Source organism: Parasphingomonas zepuensis (genome assembly GCF_036663735.1).
In the GTDB taxonomy this organism is placed as follows: domain Bacteria; phylum Pseudomonadota; class Alphaproteobacteria; order Sphingomonadales; family Sphingomonadaceae; genus Sphingomonas.
Window position 1 is genome coordinate 367,394 of sequence record NZ_JAXOJO010000004.1, and the last position, 19,672, is coordinate 387,065.

Genomic DNA, 19,672 nt, shown 5'->3' on the forward strand with positions numbered 1-19,672 from the left:
TCGCGGCGCGTCCGGCTGCTCAAGCGTGTGCCTTGGCTGATTATCCTGCGCTGGTGGCATCTCTGCTTGTTGCTGATCCTGGCCGCAGCAGGGGTAGCGGCCTGGCTCGCGCTGGCGCCGAGTCCGGCTCCAGCTGGCACCGTGCTGGCGACGGTCGATGGCATCGCGGTTACCAATTTTGACCTGGCGGCGGAGGCCGCGACTAAGGGGCTCACCGCCGAACAGATCGACGACCCCATGCAAAAGGCGCTGCTGGCGCAGATCATCGACCGCAAGCTGCTCGCCGCAGCGGCGCGCAACCGCGGTGTCGGGTCCGATCCATTGTACCGCGCCAGCGTGGCGCGCGCCGGCGAAATGGTGGCTGCCAAATCCACCGCGCAGGAATTCACCGGCCCTCCCCAACCCGCAGGCGATGCGGAGTCGAAGCGCTTTATGGCGGCCAACCCGCTGATGTTTCAACAGCGCCAGATACTGACGATCGATGGTGTGATGGTCGATCCGCGCAACGCGTACAATGACCGCATTAATGCCGCCAACACGCTCGACGAGGTCATCGCGCTGATGCGCATGCTGGGCATTTCATTCGAGCGCGTCCAGCAACGCCTTGATACCGCCGCGATACCGCGGGCCGTGGCGATGAGGCTGCTGCAGGCCAAGCCGGGCGACCTGTTCCGGCTTCCGGCCGGCGAAAAATCCTTGATCGGCGCGGTGATCGCGCGTCAGCCGCTGGCCGTGCCCGAACGGGATCAGCTTGCTGCGGCGCGCAGTGCCGCCGGCCAGCAGCAGCAGCAAAGGCGATTGGGCGACGCGCTCGCCGCCCTGCGCGCCAAGGCGCAGATCCGCTACAAGTGACCTACTTTCGCACCGTGACCGCGACTTTCGTGGAGGACCACAAGGCTGGGAAAGCCACCACCGTCTCGACGCGGGAATTGCTCTGCTGGGTGGTGGCGTTCTTCGCGACGGCGACAATCTGCATAATCCTCCGCAAGGCGCTGGACGGCACCCCGCTTGCTAGGCTGGCCTTCAACGCTGTTGATATCATAGCGTGGGGCTCGGCATTGATATTGATCCTGCGCCACGGCACCGCTCGCGTCGCGACAACGTGCCAGATTTACGCGGTGCTGGCGACATTCGCCTGCGCCATGTTCCTGCCTGGACGGTTCGTCATGCTGGCGCTCCTGCCTATCGGCTTGATGCTGACGATCGCGTCGGGCTGGTCCCAGGGACAGCGCAGGGCTGGCGCGGTGTTCGTCGCGATCGGCCTGCAACCCTTGATAGGGAGAGTCATCCCCGTCCTGTTCGGCGACATCATCCTCAAGCTGGATACAGCCGCCGCCGGCATCGTGATGCAATTCTTTCTGCCGGGGTCGAGTTGGTACCAGGACCTGCTGAAGCCGCCGCAGGGCGTCGGTGTGACGGTCATGATGGGCTGCTCGTCCTTTGCCAACCTTTCCTACGTCATGCTGTGCTTCACGAGTCTTTACTTGCTGGACGGCGGCCGCCCGTCGTGGCGAGGGGCGGCCGCGCTGCTCGGCGTGTCGCTTGTAGTATTCGCCGCGAACACGGCGCGCCTGATAGGTATCGCCACATCACTCGAATCCTACCAATATTGGCATGACGGCAGCGGCGCTCAGATTTTTGCGATTGTCGTAACCGCGCTTACGATCGGACTTTGCAGCATTCTGTCGCGCTGGGCGTCGGCGTGACGCCGGGACGGCTTGGCCAGCGCGCGCTGCTGCTCAGCCTCCTGCTCGGTGCGGGCGCTTTACAGTTGAGCGACAATCTCACTCCCTCGGCAACCGAGACTGCCGATGCGGTCCGCGCACTGCTTACCCAATCCGGCTTCCGGACCGAAACCTCAAGGAGATCCTGGGCAAACGACCAAATCAAGGGGCTGTCTTTTTTGGTTGGTCGGCATCCTCTTTGCCGGGAACCCATTACAATCAAGCTGGCCCATATTTACGACAGGTTTTCGCTTGGTGGTGATGGCCGCCCAATCTACATTTACGACGACTGGCAGGGCGCGCCCCCATCGCGCTTCGGGGTATTGATGCGCGCGTTTAGGCTCGAAGCGCGCTCGATCCTGTCATTCGGACGCTTGCCCAAGCCGCCCCGCACGATTCTGGCCATACGCGACCCGTCGGCTTGCCTTGCGTTAACGGCACCGAATTGGCGCACGCTATGGGAATAGAGCGATCAGGCGCCCAGGGCTTGAGCGGTCGCCGACCCCTACATTTAACAAATGGAAGCGGGGCGACATCGCCTATTGGCCCCTGAGCCCACTCGGTGCCACCTTGACGAAGTTCCGCGCGCGCCGGATTCTCGCTCAAAATCGGCCATTCCGCTTTCCACCATTCGTATCGACCGCCCGAGCTGAACGAATTTCGGCTTCACGATCAGCTTGGGGCAGCCGAACGACCGGGATAGGGCGCACGATCGTACCACCGAACTGAAATTCTCGGAGGAATATCAGGCCTATTATCATCGCCAGACGCTCGCCATGGCGACGAAGATTCCGAATCTCGTCGGCATGTCCATGGATTCTCACGGACTTCCGTTCGCCGCGCCGCCAGCATCCGCTTTTTCAGCGGCTGGAACCGAAAGGGGCTGATATCGGAGACAGGGCAGCATAAACAGGCGTTCGACGTGCTCGCGAACTGGTATCGTGATCGCGCCGCCGACGCCTTAATGCCCCCTTCAGTCGACAGGAGTTTCCCGGTGCCTTACCCCATGCCCTACACTGCCGATCCCGCCCGCTATGACGGCCGCATGCCTTATCGCCGGTGCGGCCGGAGCGGGCTTGATCTGCCGGCGATCTCGCTTGGCCTGTGGCAGAATTTCGGTGGCGCCGACGTGTTAGAGACTGGCCGGGCGATCCTGCGTCGCGCCTTTGATCGCGGCGTGACTCATTTCGATCTCGCGAACAATTACGGACCGCCTTACGGATCGGCCGAGGAGAATTTCGGCCGCGTGCTCGCGGCCGATCTGGCTACGCATCGCGACGAACTGGTTATCTCGACCAAGGCCGGCTGGGACATGTGGGCTGGTCCTTACGGCGATGTCGGCGGATCGCGCAAATATCTGATCGCGAGCTGCGACCAGAGCCTGAAACGCATGGGGCTCGATTATGTCGACATCTTCTATTCGCACCGGGTCGACCCGAAAACCCCGCTAGAAGAGACGATGGGCGCGCTTGCGCACCTCCATCGGCAGGGCAAGGCGCTCTATGTAGGCATCTCCTCCTATTCGCCCGAACTGACCCGGAAGGCAGCTGCGATCCTGCGGGAAGAGCGCGTACCATTGCTGATCCATCAGCCGAGCTATTCGATGCTCAACCGCTGGATCGAGGACAGCCTGCTCGACACGCTGGAGGAACTTGGCACTGGCTGCATCGCCTTCTCGCCGCTGGCGCAGGGGTTGCTGTCCAGCAAATATCTGAACGGGGTGCCGGCAGATGCGCGGGCGTCAAAGGGTGGATCGCTCCAGCAGACCATGTTGTCCGACGACAATATTGGGCGGATTCGCGGGTTGAACGCGATCGCTGCGCGGCGGGGCCAGTCTCTGGCCCAGATGGCGATTGCCTGGGTCCTGCGCGATCCCCGAGTCACTGCCGCGCTGATCGGCGCACGTACTGTGCAGCAGCTCGATGACTCGCTGGATGCTGTCCGTCGCCTGGATTTCGCCGACGCTGAATTACGCGAGATCGATCAATATGCCGGCGAGGGCAATATCGATCTGTGGAAGATCTCGTCGACACTCGGCGCGGAAGAACAGCCGAGCTGATTGATCACCGATGGGGCGCCCAAACGAAAAGGGCGCCCCCGAAGGGACGCCCTCTCGCATCGGCTGACCGGGCCGAAGCCCGATCGATCCGATTACTGGTTCGCCGTGACGTTGTCGGCGGCGTCATGCAGGTTGTCTGCAACGTTCTCGAGCGAGTCGGCAACAACTTCGTTCGTCGTGTTGTCTGCAATCGCGTCGATGTTGTCGGCTGCTGCGTCGAGGTTGTCCGCCACTGCTTCGGCGTTGTTTTCAGCAGGGGTAGGCTTCGTGCAGGCGGCAAGCGACATCAGGCCGGCGGCGACGAGAACAAGGGCGATCTTCTTCATGCGGATGCTCCCAAGCATAGCAAAACTTCGCGGCCAGCCCGATTGCTACCACGAGCGGCTTTTCATAACGAAAGGTGCAGGTGCGTCAATCGCAATTCATCTGCCAGACAGGTTCGGTCACGGCTTTCCGTCATTTCGTGACCGATACGGCCCCAATTTCCTCCGGCGCATCAGCGACCACGGCCAGCATGGCGGTCCACGCGGCGACATTTTGGCGAAGCTGGGCGGGGTCGATCAGGTCGAGCGTATCCTCGGGCGTATGATGATAATCGAAATAACGTAGGCCGTCCTGATTGAGGTCGATTCCCGCTACGCCGGTTTTCAGCACAGGCTCCACATCGGTGCCGCCATTCGCCACGCCGCTACCGCGGACCACGCCAATCGGGGTCAGCGCCGCAGCCAGTCGGTCGGCGATCGGTTTGGCGCTGTCGGGCAGGTTGGTCTCGAATCGCCAGACCCGATCAGCGCCGAAATCGGATTCGGTCGCGATGGCGTGACGTTCGCCGGCATGCGCCCTGGCATAGGCCTCTCCGCCGAACCCGCCCGTTTCCTCGTCACCGAACCAGACGACGCGGATGGTGCGGCGATGCTTGCCCGAATCGAGCAGCAATTTGGCCGCGGCCGTAGTGATCCCCAGTCCGGAGGCGTCGTCGATCGCGCCGGTGCCGAGATCCCAGCTGTCGAGATGGCCACCGATCAGGACCACGCCGGCGGCCGGATCGGTCCCCGGTACTTCCGCGACCACATTGCCGGAATCACGCATACCCACGCGCCGGGGGGTCAACAGCAGGTGCAGCGTGATGGGTTTGCCGCGTTTCACCATACGTTCGAGATTGGCGGCATCCGCCACTGACAGCGCGGCGGCTGGAATTGGCGCGACACCGGCCTCGAAGGTGGTGACGCCGGCATGCGGCCCGCGGCCGTGATCGGTGCCGATCGAGCGGATGACGATCGCGCTTGCGCCCTTTTTCGCCGCGATGCTTGGCCCCTGGCGTCGAGCGGCGCCCTGGCTGCCGTAGCTCGAGCCATCCATCGTGCGCTGCATCGTGTTCGAGACGAACGCGATCTTGCCCTTCAGGCTGCCGTCCGGTGCAGCGCGCAGTTCATCGATGCCTGGGAAGAAAGCGACCGGCAGCGTCAGCCCTTCTGGTGGCGTCGCACCGGAATTGCCGAGCGCGGTGAGGCGCAACGGTTGCGGAAAAGGCGAGACGACCGCGCCGCTCTCCAGTCCGCGTTCCCAGGTATCGAGCTGATACGGTTCGATGCGGACGTTTTTGAAGCCGAGCGCCTTGAGCTTGGCGACGCCCCATTCGCGGGCCTTGCCCTGTTGCGCGGAGCCGTCGGGGCGCGGCCCGATCTCGGTGGTGATTCCTTCGACGATATCCCAGGCGACATCGTCCTTCAGCGCCGCATCGCGGAGCCTGGCGACCGCCGGATCGAGCGTTACTGCCTGCTGCGCGAGCGCGGGAAAGGCGAGGACGGAGGCGGTAAGCGCCGCGAAGAGGGAAACGTTGCGAGTCATCATGTCCTCCGTTTGCCCGACGCGCGCGCCCAAGCCTGTCGATGCGCGACTTAGAGGTAACGGCAGGGTTTCGACAAGCGCCGGACGCCGGATCGCGGCCCGATCCGGTTTGCCATTCGGCCTCGTACGCACTACATGCGCCACCGAAATTCCCCGCATTCAATGACGGAGCCAATCGGCGATGGCCGTGCAGTACAGCTATGTGATGAAGGGTCTGACCAAGACCTTCCCCGGTGCCGCGAAGCCGGTGCTCAACAATATCCATCTCCAGTTCCTGGGTGATGCGAAGATCGCGATCATCGGCCCGAACGGATCGGGCAAATCGACCCTGATGAAGATCATGGCCGGCATCGATCCCGATTTCGTCGGCGAAGCCTGGGCCGCCGAAGGCATCAAGGTCGGGTATCTCGCGCAGGAACCGCAGCTCGATCCGACCAAGAACGTGATCGACAACGTCAAGGACGGCGTCCGCCCCGTCGCCGACCTGGTCGATCGCTTCAACGCGATCTCGGCGGAGATGGGCGATCCCAAGGACGATACCGATTTCGATGCGCTGATGGAGGAGATGGGCGATCTCCAGGGCAAGATCGATGCGGTCGACGGCTGGAGCCTCGACAACCAGCTCGAGATCGCCATGGAGGCCCTGCGCTGCCCGCCCGGCGATTCGCCCGTCACTAACCTCTCCGGCGGCGAGAAACGCCGCGTGGCGTTGTGCAAACTGCTGCTGGAGAAGCCGCAGATCCTGCTGCTCGATGAGCCGACCAACCATCTCGACGCCGAAAGCGTCCAGTGGCTCGAAAACTATCTCAAGGAATATACCGGCAACGTCATCCTGGTGACGCATGACCGCTATTTCCTCGACAATGTCGTGAACTGGGTGCTCGAGCTCGATCGCGGCCGCTATTACACCTACGAGTCCAATTACTCCGGCTATCTTGAAAAGAAGGTCAAGCGGATCGAGCAGGAGGAACGCGAGGACCAGGGCAAGGCCAAGGCGATCGCCGACGAGCTCGCCTGGATGCGACAGACCCCCAAGGCCCGCCAGACCAAGTCCAAGGCGCGTATCCGTGCGTTCGACGAGCTGATGGAGAAGCAGGAGAATCGCTCGGTCGGCAAGGCGCAAATCCTGATCCAGCTGCCCGAGCGGCTCGGCGGCAAGGTGATCGAGGCCAAGGGCCTGACCAAGGCATATGGCGACAAGCTGCTGTTCGAGAATCTCGATTTCGTGCTGCCGCCGGGCGGCATCGTCGGGGTGATCGGGCCGAACGGCGCGGGTAAATCGACTCTGTTCAAGCTGATCACCGGCCAGGAGCTGCCCGATGGCGGCACCATCGAGGTCGGCCAGACCGTCAAGCTCGGCTATGTCGACCAGAGCCGCGACGATCTCAACCCGAACAACAATGTGTGGGAAGAGATTTCCGACAAGCTCGAGGTGTTCCGCTTCGGCAAGCAGGAACTGGGCACGCGGGCCTATGTCGGCGCGTTCAACTTCAAGGGCCAAGACCAGCAGAAGAAGGTCGGCCAGCTATCAGGTGGTGAGCGCAACCGCGTCCATCTCGCCAAGATGCTGAAGGAGGGCGGCAACGTCTTGCTGCTCGACGAGCCGACCAACGATCTCGACGTCGAGACGCTGCGGGCGCTCGAAGAGGCGCTCGAGAGCTTTGCCGGCTGCGCGGTGGTGATCAGCCATGATCGCTTCTTCCTCGATCGGCTTGCGACCCACATCCTCGCGTTCGAGGGCGACAGCCATGTCGAGTGGTTCGAGGGCAATTTCGAGAGCTATGAGGCGGACAAGCGCCGCCGTCTGGGCGATGCGGCCGACCGGCCGACGCGCCTGGCCTACAAGAAGCTCACACGCTAGCGGGGGCGGTTCGGGCGAGGGCTCGGACCGCTGGGCCGTTATGTCAGAGCCTGGCGGTTTCGACCGTCAGGTTCGGCAGGCTTGCCGCGCTGATCGGGTGGCCGAAGGCGATGGTCCGACGGTCGGCGTAGCTGTCGCCGTCCGGCGACCATAGCTGCTGAATCACCCTGCCGTTGACGTCGACGACCCAATATTCCGGGATGCCTGCACTGGCATAGACGCGCGCCTTTTCGTTGAGGTCGAACAGCAGCGTGGTGTCGGAAACCTCGACGATCAACCGTACCGATACGAGCGGGATGAGGCCTTCACCGTCGGCCTCGCTGGTCAGGACGATATCCGGTTCGGGCGCGTTGTTCGGAGGAATTTCGATTGATCCCTCGACCACTGCCTCCATACCCATATCTGAACCCGTCAGTGCGGCGGCCAGAAGGACGTGAAGCCGCGACTTGATGCGCGCATGCGGCCGATGCTGGGCGTTCATGAAATACACGTCCCCCTCGATCAGCTCGGTCTTGCGGTAGGCATCGAACGCGCCCGACCCGTCGAGCAGCAGATAGTCCGCAACCCGCAGTTTTACCGGCAGGGGCGAGGTATTGAGGGGCAGGAGCTCCGTCACGAGAGAAGGATATCACGGAAGACGTGATTTTCCACCATTGCGTCCGCTCTCGACCAGACGACCCCGCATCGATACGTCTCCTGCAGGCAATCATGGCGAGAAGCGATGACCGATCCCAACACACCCTTCGTCACCCGTTGTTTCGAACTCGCCGCCCAGGGCGCTTCCGAAGGCGGATTGCCGATCGGTTCGGTGCTGGTGAGCGAAGGGCGGATTATCGGAGAGGGATATAACCGCCGCGTCCAGCAGGGCGATCCGATCGCGCATGGCGAGATGGATTGCCTGCGCAGTGCCGGCCGCCGGCCGCACTATCGCGACACGATCCTCTATACGTCGCTCAGCCCATGCATGATGTGCGCGGGCACGATCGTGCAATTCGGTATCCCGCATGTCGTGATCGCGGAGAATCGCAATTTCGGTGGCAACGAGGATTTCCTGCGCGAGCGCGGGGTTCGCGTCGAGATCGTTGACGATCCGCGCTGCACAAGACTGATGGCACGCTTCATCGCCGAGCATCCAGCCCTGTGGAACGAGGATATCGCGGTCGGCTGACCCTATGCCTGAATGCCCAGACGCTTGTTGAAGCCCTTGAGGCGAATCTGCCCGACTGCCTCCACCTCGATGTCGTCGACCCGGGCGAGCATCGGGCCCTGGCGGCAAGCCTCTACCATCGCGTCGAGCGCCTTGTCGTCGCCCGATGCCATGATTTCCACACGGCCGTCCTGCACGTTGCGGACCCAGCCCGTGACGCCGAGCGCATTCGCCGTCCAGATCGTCCAGTTGCGATATCCCACACCCTGAACCTTGCCGCTCACGATCATTCTCTGTGTCGCGTTCATTTTTTGTTTCTCGCTCTACACGACCGTGCGACCCCCGCTCGGCCAGTGAGAACCCTATCAGCGGCCGTTCCGGCCAAAAGCCGGCAGTACGCTGTTTCACCGCGATTTCGGCAGCTTCCGCCGTGAGATGACTTGTTTTCGAGACGGTTAGCGGGCGGGCTAAGCGGGGACAGCGCGCTCCGCCGGGTCTGCGCGCCTTCGCTCAGGTTTTGTTGCGAGCGGCGTCAGCACTCCAGACACCGCCGCCTGCAGCCGCGAGATACAGGAAGATGAAGCAATAGAGCATCGCCGCTTCACCGCCATTCGCTGCGGGGAAGAAACCCTGCGGGAAATGCGCGATGAAGTAGGCGGCGGCACTCATGCCCGAAAGGATGAAGGCGACGGGGCGGGTAAAAAGGCCGAGAACGATCAGCGTGCCGCCGACCAGTTCGAGCACCCCCGCGGTGGTCAGCAAGGGATTGAGCGGCATGGGGAAGGGCGGGACCCCGAAGAATTTCGAGACGCCGTGCTGCAGGAAGCCCAGACCAGTGACGATGCGCAGAATGCTAAGCAGTTGGGAAGACCATGTGGCGGGAATCGGCACGGCGTTTTCCTCTCAGTCGTTTTTCGCGTCGCGCGATGGTTTCACGCATGGCGAGCGGCGTCAATCGAAGCCGCCGAACCCGTCAGGGTGACGGGTAGGTGATCGCCATCACCTCATAGTCGCGCTCTCCCGCTGGCAGGATCACGCGCCGGACGTCGCGCACGCCCGCGCCGCGCAGCGCGCGGGCGAGCGGCGCGTGCCAGCCGATCCGCCCGGCAGCGGCATCGGTCTCGTCGTCGCCGACCAGGGTGAGCACGCGCTCGACATCATCCTCATCGGCAATGGTGACGGTAGCACCGAACCAGACGCGCGAACGATCGGGCTGGGCTGCGGGATCGATCACTACCGCTGCCTTCATGCGCTTTGCCAGCCAGCCGAGCCGACGGTCGATCTCGCGCAACCGCTTGCGGCCGTAGATGTAGTCGCCATTCTCGGACCGGTCGCCATTGCCGGCGGCCCAGGAGATCACGTCGACCAGCTTGGGCCGCTCGTCGCCGAGCAGGGCGCGATATTCAGTGCTGAGGGCGCCGTAGCCGGCCGGAGTGATGTAGTTGGGGCGGTCCATGATCTTCCGTCACGCCAGCTGGGCAGCACTTTATGTCGGGAATACGTTACGAGGGACGAGTCCCGTTCAACCCGCGCTGTTCTTGCCCAGATACCAGCTGATCCGCCGGGTGCCACTGGAACGTGCCCGTGTCGGGTTCATCAGGTCATAGACCACGGCGTTCTCGAGCACGCGCTGAACATAATTCTTGGTTTCATAGATCGGGATCGCCTCGATCCAGTCGACCATGTCGACACCCGGCATCCGAGGATCGCCATTCGCCCTGAGCCATTTGTTTACGTTGCCCGGGCCGGCATTATAGGCCGCCACGGCGAGCGGATAGCTGTTGTAGATCGCATAGACGCGCCGGAAGTAGCTCGAGCCGAGCATGATGTTATAGTCCGTGTCGGTCGTCAGCGAGCCGGCATCATAGGACAGGCCAAGCTTACCGGCCGTCTCGCGGGCCGTGCCGGGCATCAGCTGCATCAGCCCGCGCGCGCCCGCATGGCTGACGGCCGCGCGATTAAACTGGCTTTCCTGGCGCGCGATGGCGTGGATCATCGTCCAGCTGTCCTGGCTGGCGGCCGGCACCCGGACATTGGGGAAGCCGACCGTGCTATATTCGCTCAGGCCGTTCTGCAGCGCGCTGCGCCCCACCATCACGCCGAGATCGGGCCGACCAAGCGTGCGCGACAGCTCTGTTGCGAGCACATGATCACTGTCCGACTTGGCGTCGTTCGCGATCTGGCGGACAAAGGCGGTCTGATCTTCCCAAGCACCGGCGGTGCCGAGATATTGCGCCGCGCGCACAGTCTCGCGCGCGTAAAAGGCGGCGCGAACCTGCGGGTCGACTGGCTTCATCAACGGATCGCCCGGCGGCGCCAGCGCAAGGCCGAGCCGCTCGGTAGCGAGCTGGCCGTAGAACATATCGCGGAACCCGGCGGCTCGCGCATAATAGCCGTTCGCCTCTTCGCGCCGGCCTGCCGCCTCGGCGGCCCGCCCGGCCCAGTACAGGCCCTTCGACTGGGTTGTCGGCGTCTTCGACCCGCCGGCGTAACGCGCGAACATGCCGATTGCATCGGCCGGTCGGCCTAGCTGCTTCAGTGCGGTCTGGCCTGCGAGCCAGGTCAGGCTGGTATAGTCGTCACGCTCGCCCAGCGGACGGTCGCTGACGTCGGTTCCGACCGGATAGGCGTCGTCGACCCGCCGCGCGATATCGAAGGCAGTGGCATATTGCGAATCCGCCGCAGCGCCGCGCGCATTGGTCAGCAAGGCCTCGAACCATTTCTCGACATCGCCGGGTCGCGTAGAAAGCGCTGATCGCCGCGCCAGGACGCTACGCGCGCTCGGTGAGGCATTGTTGGTGCGGAACCAGGCTGCACGATCGGCAAGATAGCCGGGGTCGCTCGCACCGATCACAGCTGCACTCGCGGCCAGATCGGCGGCGTTCGCTGCGTTGGTACGAAAGGCCAGCCGGGCCTCGAACAATGCGCGTTTGTACGGGCTGACCAGCCCGAGCTGACGCTGCGCTGACTGGAGCGATCCCTGCCACAGCAGCATGTCCATGCGCGTGTCGTGATCAGCCGGCGTGAGGGCGCTGGAAAAGCCGCCGATCAGCCGGGCCTCATCGACCGCCGAGAGCGAGCCAGAAGTCCAGGCCTTGGCGGCGGCGCGGTTCGCTTCGTCCCGCGCGCCGTTTGCCGACAGCGCTTCCGCGAAACGGACTTTTCCGGCCCCGGTGAGCGGCGGGAACCGGCGGAAAAAGGTGACGATCGTGCCGGACGATCCGCTGCCAGCGCCAAGCGCATTCTCGGCGCTGCGCCGCATGCCCGCCTCGCCAGGCCAGCCGGGATGAGCGAGCAGGAAGCGCGCGTACGTCTCGAAAGGATAAGTCGCGCTGTTCTGAAGCGATTTCCATTCAGCGATGGTCGTAGAAAGCGCGCTGTTTGCGGCAACCGATCCTTGCAGCGCTTGTTGGGCTCGCCCCCAGCCAAGCTGGTCCTGTGCGAAGCCCGAGGTTACTGCCACGCCGGAAACACCGGCGATCAGCAATCCCGACTTGATCAGTGACGCTATCATGTGGACAGGATATGCGCGCGAACCTTATTTGTCGCTGAACAATTTACGAAAATGCGACGGAAACCGCGTCGCTCAGGAGCATATCAGCATGTTTTCGGGATCGATCCCGGCGCTTGTCACGCCGTTCGAGCAAGACGGCGCATTCGCCGAGACCATTTATCGCGATTTCGTCGAGTGGCAGATCACCGAGGGATCGGCTGCGCTTGTGCCTTGCGGCACGACCGGCGAAGCCGCGACGTTGAGCGCTACGGAGCATTTCCACGTCGTGCGCGTGTGCGTCGAGCAGGCTGCGGGCCGGGTACCCGTCATCGCCGGCGCGGGATCGAACGACACGCGCGTAGCGATCGAGAACATCAAGGCCGCGAAGGACGCGGGCGCCGATGCCGCCCTGATGGTCCCGCCTTATTACAATCGCCCCAACCAGGACGGCATCTTCCGCCATTTCGAGGCGGTGGCGAACAGCTGCGACCTGCCGATCGTGCTCTATAATGTGCCGGGGCGAACGGTGACGGATATTGCCGTCGAGACGATGGGCCGCCTTGCCGCGGCGTTTCCGAGCATCGTCGGCGTGAAAGATGCGACCGGCGTGATCCAGCGCGTCTCGGCCCAGCGCGCGGCCTGCGGCGAGGATTTCTGCCAGATCTCCGGCAATGACGATATGGCGCTGGCGTTCAATGCGATGGGGGGCAGGGGCTGCATCTCCGTCACGGCCAATGTCGCGCCCCGGTTGTGCGCCGAATTCCAGGCCGCGTGCCAGTCCGGCGATTACGCGACGGCGCTGGAATATCAGGACCGGCTGTTTGCGCTGCATGTGTCATTGTTCACCGACGCGTCGCCCGGCCCGATCAAATATGCACTGAGCCGTGTGCGCAGCGACTTCCCGAAGACGCTCCGCCTGCCGATGACCTGGCCAAGCGAAGCGAGCCAGCGGGCGGTCGATGCAGGCTTGGCGCAGGCCAAGTTACGATAGAGCGGGCCGGCTCCGCCCTATCGTTGAAAAGTTCCAAATCAGCGCGAAAAGATTCTCGTTCATCGAGCGGAAACATTTGGCTGCAGCGCGCATTTTTACTGCAAGTTCAACGAGCGCGAAGTGACCAGGCCATGAAATCCGTCGTTCCGATCTTCCTCGCCCTGATCCCGTTGGTCGCAGTGGTAGGGGCGTGTGTCGCGGCGCCGTGACGCAAGCGAGCAGAGTGCCAAACGAAAAGTAAGGGCCGTGCGGGAAAACCGCGCGGCCCTTTTTATTACGGTGTCGTATCGATCGCCCGGACGCAATCGCCCAACGCAGCGAGAATTCTTCCTGCATCGGGAATTTCGAGATCCTCGTCGAAACCGATATCGGGGATCCGCAGCCAGAAATGCTTCGATCGCGCCAGATTTGTGAGGAAGTCGGACCGGATCCCCGTTGCGAGCACACGACTCAGCTTGCCGCCTCGGGCAAGATTTAGCGGGATCATCGTAGTGGAGGTTTCCGTTTTCCACCCGTCCCACGAATAGCGCGCCGCATATCTGGTATTTTCAAGCCTTGGCCCGGTGCTGAAGAAGGCGAGATTGCCGTTTCCCGCCCGATCCGCGGCAATGCTGATCACATTGTCGCCGAACGAACCCAGCATATGACAGCGTTGTTCGCCTTCAGGGGCCACGGTCCAGTCGCCAACTTCGACGCTGGGCGGGCTTGGCGCCTCCTGTGCAGGTGCGACCGCCGCAATAACGGCCCAAAAAATCGACAGGATCATATCCACCCCCCAACATCGTCATTTCCGCGGATATTAGGGGCCAGGGTGCCAAACGCAAAGGCCGGGCGGACTTACGAAAAAGGCCGCCCGGATCGCTCCGGACGGCCTTTTTTCATACGAACTTCGGGGTCGATCAGCCTTCGGCCGACTCGTCCGTTTCGTTCGCCGCTTCGGCCTGGACCTCGGCGGTCGCGCCCGGTTCGGCATTGGGGTCATAGGCCTCGACAAAGCCCGCTTCGTCCTTTTCGAACATCGCGGTCATCACGTCGACGCCCTTTGCCTGCATCTCGGCCTCTTCAGGCGAGCGCGCGACATTGACCTTGATCGTCACCGCGACCTCTGGGTGCAGCGTGACCTTCACGTCATAGACGCCGATTGCCTTGATCGGCTTGTTGAGCACGATCGCCGACTTCGGCACCTTGTGGCCTTCGGCCTCCAGCAGTTCGAGCAGATCGCGCACAGCGACCGAACCGTAGAGCTGGCCGGTGTTGGACGACTGGCGGATCAGCGTCAGCGTGATGCCGTCGATCGTCTTGGCTTCGTTCTCGGCTTCGCCGCGGCGCGCGGCGTTGTCGGCCACGATGCGCTCGCGGCTGTTCTCGAACACCTTTCGGTTGGCTTCGTTCGAACGAAGCGCCTTCTTGTTCGGCAGCAGGAAGTTACGGGCGAAACCGTCCTTAACCTTCACCACGTCGCCGATGTTGCCGAGCTTCTCGACTCGTTCCAGCAGGATCACATCCATGAGTCCGGCTCCTTACTTAACGATGTAGGGCAGCAGGCCCAGATGACGGGCGCGCTTGATCGCCTGGGCGAGTTCGCGCTGCTTCTTGCCGCTCACCGAAGTGATACGGCTCGGGACGATCTTGCCACGCTCGGACACGAAGCCCTGCAGCAACCGGACGTCCTTATAGTCGATCCGGGGGGCATCCTTGGCGGAGAACGGGCAGCTCTTGCGACGGCGGAAAAATGGGCGTGCCATTGTCTATATGCTCCTTATTCGCCGTCGAAGTCGCGACGCGGGCGCTCGGGCCGGTCACCACGGTCCGGACGGTCGCCACGGCCCTCACGGTCGCCACGGCGCTCACGGTCACGATCGCTCTTGCGCATCATCACCGACGGACCCTCTTCGAGGCCGTCGACCTTGACGGTCATGTAGCGGATGATGTCTTCGTTGATCTGGGTCTGGCGCTCCAGCTCGGCGACAACGCCAGCCGGCGCGTCGATTTCGAGCATCACATAATGCGCCTTGCGGTTCTTCGCGATCTTGTACGCGAGGCTGCGCAAGCCCCAGGACTCGGTCTTCACGACCTTGCCCTTGTTGTCTTCGATGATCTTGGTGGCGGTTTCCGCCAGCGTATCCACCTGCGCCTGTGCCAGATCCTGGCGCGCAAGGAACACGTGCTCGTATAGAGCCATGCTGCTTTCTCTTCTCTTGGCCGATCGCTGACGTACGCACCATGCGCAACGCCCCTCCGGCTATCGTCTCTCAATGCAACCGGGGCGGAAAGCTGGCGCTTCCCACCCCGATGGCGGTCCCTTAGCGGAAATCGGGCGAAAGGCAAGCCTTCCGCCCGATCCCGGAGGGTTTAGTCGAACCCTGTACCGGTTAGCGCAGCGCACCGGTCAGGATGGCGGCGATCAAGCCGCTCGAGATGCCGACCAGCAGCGCGTCATTGCCCGACTGGACATAGCGGTAACCGCGGGGCGGGGCCTTCAGGTGACGGCCGCGATAATCGTTCACGACGCGGTAGTTGCGGGCCTGGCGATAATCGAAGCGCTCGCCCTTGCGCCAGGTGCTGCGATAATTGTTGCGGTTGCCATTCTGGTACTGCGACCGGCTGTTGCGGACGTCGCGCTGGACGACGACGGTCTTGCCCGGCTGATGACGGACGACCGTCTCGTGGCGCTGCTGCGGCTGATACTGGCCCGCCGATGCGGCAGTGGCGGCCAGCGGGCTTGCAACCATCGAAGCGGCAATCGCGGTCAGGATGAACTTCTTCATGATACTCACTCCTTGGTGTCGTTCTGCGGCGCCTCGTTCGGCGTCCTCATCTATCTAGGAGCCGGTTGTCGCAGGCTCGTGCCGAAGAAGGGGCGAAATGGTCGCCAATTGTCGCGGCTTGCCTAAGTCCGTTCAGCTTTCTAGTCCGGCGCGCCTGATCTCAAGGAGCCAGCCACATGCGCGCATTCATCTTCCCCGGGCAGGGCAGCCAGGCCGTCGGCATGGGCCGCGCCCTCGCCGAAGCCAGCGCAGTCGCCCGAGCGGTGTTCGAGGAAGTCGACGAGGCACTTGGCCAGCATCTCTTCAAGCTGATGAGCGAAGGCCCGGAGGACGAGTTGCAGCTGACCGAGAATGCCCAGCCGGCAATCATGGCCAACGCCATCGCAACGTTGCGCGTGCTGGAGAAGGAAGGCGGCATCCGCCTGGCCGACAAGGCCGATTATGTCGCCGGCCATTCGCTCGGCGAATATAGCGCCCTGTGCGCAGCGGGCGCGCTCGATCTTGCGACGACCGCGCTGCTGCTCAAGCATCGCGGGCTCGCCATGCAGGCAGCGGTGCCGGTGGGCGAGGGCGCGATGGCGGCCTTGCTCGGCGCCGATGTCGAAAAGGCGCGGATCATCGCGAATGCGGCGGCCGAGGGCGAGGTGTGTACCGTCGCGAACGACAATGATCCTTCGCAGGTGGTGATCTCAGGCCATCGCGGTGCGATCGAACGCGCGGTCGCCATCGCCAAGGAATATGGCGCCAAGCGCGCGATCCTGTTGCCGGTCTCGGCGCCCTTTCATTGCCCGCTGATGCAACCCGCCGCCGACGCGATGGAAAAGGCGCTGGCCGAGGCGCGGATCGATTCGCCGCTGGTGCCGGTGTTCGCCAACGTCACCGCGACCGCGGTTGGCGACGTCGACACGATCCGCCGCCTGCTGGTCGAGCAGGTGACGGGCATGGTGCGCTGGCGGGAATCGGTGCTCGCGATGGCTGACACTGGCGTGGAGCGCTTCGTCGAGTTCGGCGGCAAGGTGCTCGCCCCGATGGTCAAGCGCATCGCGCCCGATGTCGAGGCGACGAGCGTGATCACGATGGACGATATCGAGGCTTTGGCAAAAGCACTGTAATTCTCCCTCTCCCCTTGTGGGAGAGGGAAGGGGCCCATCGCTTTAGCGATGGGAAGGGTGAGGCGGACCGGGTTGTGGTCCCGAACCTCACTCCCCTTCATCCGGCGCTACGCGCCACCTTCTCCCACAAGGGGAGAAGGATAAGAGGAGACAAGAATGTTCGACCTGACTGGCATGACCGCGCTGGTGACTGGCGCTTCGGGAGGAATCGGTTCGGCGATCGCGCAGGCGCTTGCTGCGCAGGGTGCGCGACTCGCGATTTCCGGATCTAACGCGGCGAAGCTGGACGCGTTCGCGGCGAGTCTGGGCGGCGATCATGTCGCCTTGCCCTGCGACCTGTCCGATGCGACGGCAGTCGATGCGCTCGTGCCGCGGGCGGTCGAGGCGCTCGGCAAGCTCGATATCGTGGTCAACAACGCAGGCGTCACCCGCGACAATCTCGTCATGCGGATGAAGGACGAGGAATGGGATCAGGTGATCCGGGTCAATCTGGAGGCTGCCTTTAGGCTCGCCCGCGCCGCTGCGCGGCCGATGATGAAGGCGCGCTTCGGGCGGATCATCTCGATCACGTCGGTGGTCGGCACGACGGGCAACCCCGGCCAGGCCAATTATGCCGCCTCCAAGGCGGGCCTGGTCGGCATGTCGAAGGCGCTGGCGCAGGAACTGGCCAGCCGCGGCATCACCGTGAACTGCGTCGCGCCAGGCTTCATCGCGTCGCCGATGACCGACGCGTTGCCGGATGCGCAGAAGGAAGCGCTCAACGCGCGCATTCCGGCGGGGCATATGGGGGAGGGCGCCGATATCGGTGCTGCTGTGGTCTATCTCTCCAGCCGCGAGGCAAGCTATGTCACCGGCCAGACGCTTCACGTAAACGGCGGCATGGCAATGATCTGATCGCCGGACCCGATCCGCTAACGGATCGTCTACCATGCGGGTCCCTGAGCCCGCGCCCTCTTGCAAGGGCACCAACCGCGTTCTACGTGCGTTCAGGAAATGAAACCCCCAGCGATAGAGGGACGATAACAATGAGCGAGACCGCAGACCGCGTTAAGAAAATCGTCGTCGAGCATCTCGGCGTCGAAGCCGACAAGGTCACCGAGGACGCGAGCTTCATCGACGATCTGGGCGCGGACAGCCTCGATATCGTCGAGCTGGTCATGGCCTTCGAAGAGGAATTCGAAGTCGAGATCCCCGATGATGCCGCCGAGAAGATCACGACCGTCAAGGACGCGATCACTTTCATCGACGAGCACAAGGACTGATCTGGCGGATGGCGCCCCGGCGCCCCGCCCGGCCCGTTTGGGGCAGGAATGCATGAACGGCTCCCCGTCCCAGGGCAATTAACCGGGGCGGGGGGCCGTTCCTATTTGACGACCCAATTTTGACGAACGAAGAACGGAGATGGCCATGCGCCGTGTTGTCGTAACCGGGCTCGGGCTCGTGACGCCGCTGGGCGCCGATGTGGAAACCGCATGGGCGAACATCATCGCGGCCAAATCGGGCGCGGCGACCATCACCCGCTTCGATGCGACCGACTATGCCTGCCGCATCGCGTGCGAGGTAAAGCCGGCGGATCACCCCTATGGTTTCGATCCCGGCCTGCGCGTCGATCACAAGGTGCAGCGCCAGGTCGATCCCTTCATCATTTACGGCATCGATGCCGCCGGCCAGGCGCTCGAGGATGCCGGCCTGACAAACATGACCGAGGAAGAGCGCTTCCGCGCCGGCTGTTCGATCGGATCGGGCATTGGCGGCCTGCCGGGAATCGCCAGCGAATCGATCGTACTGCATGAAAAGGGGCCGCGCCGCGTATCCCCGCATTTCGTGCATGGCCGCCTGATCAACCTGATCACCGGCCAGGTGCAGATCAAATACGGCTTGATGGGCCCGAACCATGCCGTCGTCACTGCCTGCTCGACCGGCGCCCATTCGATCGGCGACGCCGCGCGGATGATCGCGATGGACGATGCCGACGTGATGCTCGCCGGTGGCGCCGAGGGCGCGATCTGCCCGCTTGGTATCGCGGGCTTTGCCCAGGCACGCGCGCTTTCGACCAATTTCAACGATACGCCTGAACGGGGCAGCCGCCCTTATGACAAGGATCGCGACGGCTTCGTGATGGGCGAGGGCGCTGGTGTGGTGTGCCTCGAGGAATATGAGCGGGCCAAGGCGCGCGGCGCGAAAATCTATGCCGAGGTGATCGGCTATGGGTTGTCCGGCGACGCCTATCACGTAACCGCGCCGCATCCGGAAGGATCGGGCGCGTTTCGCTCAATGGAAATGGCGATGCGAAAGTCGGGCCTGTCCCTGTCCGACATCGACTATATCAACGCGCACGGTACCTCGACCCCGCTCGGCGACGAGCTCGAGCTGAACGCGGTGCGGCGCCTGTTCGGCAACAATATCGACACCTTGTCGATGAGCTCGACCAAGTCGGCGATCGGACATTTGCTCGGTGGTGCCGGCGCGGTGGAGAGCATTTTCTGCATCCTCGCGCTGCGCGACCAGATCGTGCCGCCGACACTCAACCTCGACAATCCGAGCGACAATTGTGCCGGTGTCGATCTCGTGCCGCATGTCGCCAAGCAGCGGTCGGTCAAGGCAGTGCTCAACAACAGCTTCGGCTTTGGCGGCACCAATGCCAGCCTCGTCATGCGGGCCGTCTAGGA

The 19,672-nt window shown here is 63.4% G+C and carries 25 protein-coding genes; 13 read left to right on the forward strand and 12 right to left on the reverse strand.

Features of this window, described 5'->3' with window-relative positions; genetic code table 11:
• Window positions 1-69 precede the first annotated feature (69 nt).
• The 5 genes from U1769_RS16845 (at window position 70) to mgrA (ending at window position 3,783) form a co-directional block, all read left to right on the forward strand.
• Window positions 70-852: a hypothetical protein gene (locus U1769_RS16845; RefSeq protein ID WP_332718270.1), complete on the forward strand. Its 783-nt coding sequence runs from the start codon at window positions 70-72 to the stop codon at window positions 850-852.
• Window positions 849-1,706, forward strand: coding sequence for a hypothetical protein (locus U1769_RS16850; protein WP_332718272.1), 858 nt, complete (start codon window positions 849-851; stop codon window positions 1,704-1,706). The genes U1769_RS16845 and U1769_RS16850 overlap by 4 nt, the downstream gene beginning before the upstream one ends.
• Window positions 1,673-2,191: a hypothetical protein gene (locus U1769_RS16855; RefSeq protein WP_332718274.1), complete on the forward strand. Its 519-nt coding sequence runs from the start codon at window positions 1,673-1,675 to the stop codon at window positions 2,189-2,191. The genes U1769_RS16850 and U1769_RS16855 overlap by 34 nt, the downstream gene beginning before the upstream one ends.
• A gap of 210 nt (window positions 2,192-2,401) precedes the next feature.
• A complete protein-coding gene (locus U1769_RS16860) occupies window positions 2,402-2,611 on the forward strand; it encodes a hypothetical protein (RefSeq protein WP_332718276.1) in 210 nt (69 codons plus the stop codon).
• A gap of 107 nt (window positions 2,612-2,718) precedes the next feature.
• Window positions 2,719-3,783: an L-glyceraldehyde 3-phosphate reductase gene (gene mgrA, locus U1769_RS16865; protein WP_332718278.1), complete on the forward strand. Its 1,065-nt coding sequence runs from the start codon at window positions 2,719-2,721 to the stop codon at window positions 3,781-3,783.
• 92 nt (window positions 3,784-3,875) lie between these two features.
• On the opposite strand, the gene U1769_RS16870 is transcribed toward mgrA, so the two are convergent.
• Together U1769_RS16870 and U1769_RS16875 are read right to left on the reverse strand one after the other, a co-directional pair.
• Window positions 3,876-4,109, reverse strand: a complete 234-nt coding sequence (locus U1769_RS16870; RefSeq protein WP_332718281.1) for a hypothetical protein — start codon at window positions 4,107-4,109, stop codon at window positions 3,876-3,878.
• 130 nt (window positions 4,110-4,239) lie between these two features.
• Window positions 4,240-5,631, reverse strand: coding sequence for a M28 family peptidase (locus U1769_RS16875; protein ID WP_332718283.1), 1,392 nt, complete (start codon window positions 5,629-5,631; stop codon window positions 4,240-4,242).
• A gap of 181 nt (window positions 5,632-5,812) precedes the next feature.
• On the opposite strand from U1769_RS16875, the gene ettA reads away from it, so the two are divergent.
• Window positions 5,813-7,492, forward strand: a complete 1,680-nt coding sequence (ettA, locus tag U1769_RS16880) for an energy-dependent translational throttle protein EttA (RefSeq protein ID WP_332718285.1) — start codon at window positions 5,813-5,815, stop codon at window positions 7,490-7,492.
• A 43-nt stretch (window positions 7,493-7,535) separates the two neighbouring features.
• Here the strand turns inward: ettA and U1769_RS16885 are convergent, their stop codons facing one another.
• On the reverse strand, window positions 7,536-8,108 hold the full coding sequence (locus tag U1769_RS16885; RefSeq protein ID WP_332718287.1) for a Uma2 family endonuclease: 573 nt from the start codon (window positions 8,106-8,108) through the stop codon (window positions 7,536-7,538).
• Between the two features lie 105 nt (window positions 8,109-8,213).
• Between U1769_RS16885 and U1769_RS16890 the strand changes: the two genes are divergently transcribed.
• The gene (locus tag U1769_RS16890; protein WP_332718289.1) at window positions 8,214-8,660 is read left to right on the forward strand and encodes a nucleoside deaminase; all 447 of its coding nucleotides are present in this window, start codon (window positions 8,214-8,216) and stop codon (window positions 8,658-8,660) included.
• Between the two features lie 2 nt (window positions 8,661-8,662).
• Here U1769_RS16890 and U1769_RS16895 read toward each other — a convergent pair whose 3' ends face one another.
• The gene (locus tag U1769_RS16895; RefSeq protein WP_332718745.1) at window positions 8,663-8,929 is read right to left on the reverse strand and encodes an acylphosphatase; all 267 of its coding nucleotides are present in this window, start codon (window positions 8,927-8,929) and stop codon (window positions 8,663-8,665) included.
• Between U1769_RS16895 and U1769_RS25680 the strand changes: the two genes are divergently transcribed.
• On the forward strand, window positions 8,913-8,996 hold the full coding sequence (locus U1769_RS25680) for an Rv3103c transmembrane domain-containing protein (protein ID WP_503644152.1): 84 nt from the start codon (window positions 8,913-8,915) through the stop codon (window positions 8,994-8,996). The two genes, U1769_RS16895 and U1769_RS25680, sit on opposite strands and share 17 nt — an antisense overlap.
• Window positions 8,997-9,149: 153 nt before the next feature.
• On the opposite strand, the gene U1769_RS16900 is transcribed toward U1769_RS25680, so the two are convergent.
• From U1769_RS16900 to U1769_RS16910, 3 genes are all read right to left on the reverse strand, one after another.
• On the reverse strand, window positions 9,150-9,530 hold the full coding sequence (locus tag U1769_RS16900) for a DoxX family protein (RefSeq protein ID WP_332718291.1): 381 nt from the start codon (window positions 9,528-9,530) through the stop codon (window positions 9,150-9,152).
• 82 nt (window positions 9,531-9,612) lie between these two features.
• On the reverse strand, window positions 9,613-10,095 hold the full coding sequence (locus tag U1769_RS16905) for a GreA/GreB family elongation factor (protein WP_332718293.1): 483 nt from the start codon (window positions 10,093-10,095) through the stop codon (window positions 9,613-9,615).
• 66 nt (window positions 10,096-10,161) lie between these two features.
• A complete protein-coding gene (locus U1769_RS16910) occupies window positions 10,162-12,153 on the reverse strand; it encodes a lytic transglycosylase domain-containing protein (RefSeq protein ID WP_332718295.1) in 1,992 nt (663 codons plus the stop codon).
• A gap of 88 nt (window positions 12,154-12,241) precedes the next feature.
• Between U1769_RS16910 and dapA the strand changes: the two genes are divergently transcribed.
• Window positions 12,242-13,123, forward strand: coding sequence for a 4-hydroxy-tetrahydrodipicolinate synthase (gene dapA / locus U1769_RS16915; RefSeq protein ID WP_332718298.1), 882 nt, complete (start codon window positions 12,242-12,244; stop codon window positions 13,121-13,123).
• A gap of 274 nt (window positions 13,124-13,397) precedes the next feature.
• Here dapA and U1769_RS16920 read toward each other — a convergent pair whose 3' ends face one another.
• The 5 genes from U1769_RS16920 to U1769_RS16940 all read right to left on the reverse strand — a co-directional run bounded on the left by U1769_RS16920 (window position 13,398) and on the right by U1769_RS16940 (window position 15,891).
• On the reverse strand, window positions 13,398-13,895 hold the full coding sequence (locus U1769_RS16920) for a hypothetical protein (RefSeq protein WP_332718300.1): 498 nt from the start codon (window positions 13,893-13,895) through the stop codon (window positions 13,398-13,400).
• A 127-nt stretch (window positions 13,896-14,022) separates the two neighbouring features.
• Window positions 14,023-14,631: a 50S ribosomal protein L9 gene (gene rplI / locus U1769_RS16925; protein ID WP_332718302.1), complete on the reverse strand. Its 609-nt coding sequence runs from the start codon at window positions 14,629-14,631 to the stop codon at window positions 14,023-14,025.
• A 12-nt stretch (window positions 14,632-14,643) separates the two neighbouring features.
• Entirely contained in the window at window positions 14,644-14,868 is a 225-nt protein-coding gene (gene rpsR / locus U1769_RS16930) for a 30S ribosomal protein S18 (protein WP_034158365.1), read from the reverse strand.
• Window positions 14,869-14,882: 14 nt separating this feature from the next.
• Complete coding sequence (gene rpsF, locus U1769_RS16935) at window positions 14,883-15,305, reverse strand: 30S ribosomal protein S6 (protein WP_332718304.1); 423 nt, start codon at window positions 15,303-15,305, stop codon at window positions 14,883-14,885.
• A 190-nt stretch (window positions 15,306-15,495) separates the two neighbouring features.
• Window positions 15,496-15,891 carry an RcnB family protein gene (locus U1769_RS16940; protein WP_332718306.1) on the reverse strand — a complete coding sequence of 132 codons (396 nt, stop codon included), beginning with the start codon at window positions 15,889-15,891 and terminating at the stop codon, window positions 15,496-15,498.
• Between the two features lie 176 nt (window positions 15,892-16,067).
• Here U1769_RS16940 and fabD point away from each other — a divergent pair, with 176 nt between their 5' ends.
• The 4 genes from fabD to fabF all read left to right on the forward strand — a co-directional run bounded on the left by fabD (window position 16,068) and on the right by fabF (window position 19,670).
• A complete protein-coding gene (gene fabD, locus U1769_RS16945) occupies window positions 16,068-17,003 on the forward strand; it encodes an ACP S-malonyltransferase (protein WP_332718308.1) in 936 nt (311 codons plus the stop codon).
• A gap of 156 nt (window positions 17,004-17,159) precedes the next feature.
• Window positions 17,160-17,897 carry a 3-oxoacyl-[acyl-carrier-protein] reductase gene (fabG, locus tag U1769_RS16950; protein WP_332718310.1) on the forward strand — a complete coding sequence of 246 codons (738 nt, stop codon included), beginning with the start codon at window positions 17,160-17,162 and terminating at the stop codon, window positions 17,895-17,897.
• 131 nt (window positions 17,898-18,028) lie between these two features.
• Window positions 18,029-18,265 carry an acyl carrier protein gene (locus U1769_RS16955; protein WP_272627031.1) on the forward strand — a complete coding sequence of 79 codons (237 nt, stop codon included), beginning with the start codon at window positions 18,029-18,031 and terminating at the stop codon, window positions 18,263-18,265.
• Window positions 18,266-18,410: 145 nt separating this feature from the next.
• Window positions 18,411-19,670: a beta-ketoacyl-ACP synthase II gene (gene fabF, locus U1769_RS16960; protein WP_332718316.1), complete on the forward strand. Its 1,260-nt coding sequence runs from the start codon at window positions 18,411-18,413 to the stop codon at window positions 19,668-19,670.
• Window positions 19,671-19,672: the final 2 nt, after the last annotated feature.

Bases quoted from the DNA above. Each gene is read 5' to 3' on its own strand.
- U1769_RS16910 (WP_332718295.1), bottom strand. From the start codon at position 12,153: ATGATAGCGTCACTGATCAAGTCGGGATTGCTGATCGCCGGTGTTTCC.
- U1769_RS16875 (WP_332718283.1), bottom strand. From the start codon at position 5,631: ATGACTCGCAACGTTTCCCTCTTCGCGGCGCTTACCGCCTCCGTCCTC.
- rplI (WP_332718302.1), bottom strand. From the start codon at position 14,631: ATGGATGTGATCCTGCTGGAACGAGTCGAGAAGCTCGGCAACATCGGC.
- U1769_RS16895 (WP_332718745.1), bottom strand. From the start codon at position 8,929: ATGATCGTGAGCGGCAAGGTTCAGGGTGTGGGATATCGCAACTGGACG.
- U1769_RS16940 (WP_332718306.1), bottom strand. From the start codon at position 15,891: ATGAAGAAGTTCATCCTGACCGCGATTGCCGCTTCGATGGTTGCAAGC.
- U1769_RS16870 (WP_332718281.1), bottom strand. From the start codon at position 4,109: ATGAAGAAGATCGCCCTTGTTCTCGTCGCCGCCGGCCTGATGTCGCTT.
- fabD (WP_332718308.1), top strand. From the start codon at position 16,068: ATGCGCGCATTCATCTTCCCCGGGCAGGGCAGCCAGGCCGTCGGCATG.
- fabF (WP_332718316.1), top strand. From the start codon at position 18,411: ATGCGCCGTGTTGTCGTAACCGGGCTCGGGCTCGTGACGCCGCTGGGC.
- U1769_RS16890 (WP_332718289.1), top strand. From the start codon at position 8,214: ATGACCGATCCCAACACACCCTTCGTCACCCGTTGTTTCGAACTCGCC.
- U1769_RS16905 (WP_332718293.1), bottom strand. From the start codon at position 10,095: ATGGACCGCCCCAACTACATCACTCCGGCCGGCTACGGCGCCCTCAGC.
- U1769_RS16955 (WP_272627031.1), top strand. From the start codon at position 18,029: ATGAGCGAGACCGCAGACCGCGTTAAGAAAATCGTCGTCGAGCATCTC.
- dapA (WP_332718298.1), top strand. From the start codon at position 12,242: ATGTTTTCGGGATCGATCCCGGCGCTTGTCACGCCGTTCGAGCAAGAC.
- ettA (WP_332718285.1), top strand. From the start codon at position 5,813: ATGGCCGTGCAGTACAGCTATGTGATGAAGGGTCTGACCAAGACCTTC.
- fabG (WP_332718310.1), top strand. From the start codon at position 17,160: ATGTTCGACCTGACTGGCATGACCGCGCTGGTGACTGGCGCTTCGGGA.
- rpsF (WP_332718304.1), bottom strand. From the start codon at position 15,305: ATGGCTCTATACGAGCACGTGTTCCTTGCGCGCCAGGATCTGGCACAG.
- rpsR (WP_034158365.1), bottom strand. From the start codon at position 14,868: ATGGCACGCCCATTTTTCCGCCGTCGCAAGAGCTGCCCGTTCTCCGCC.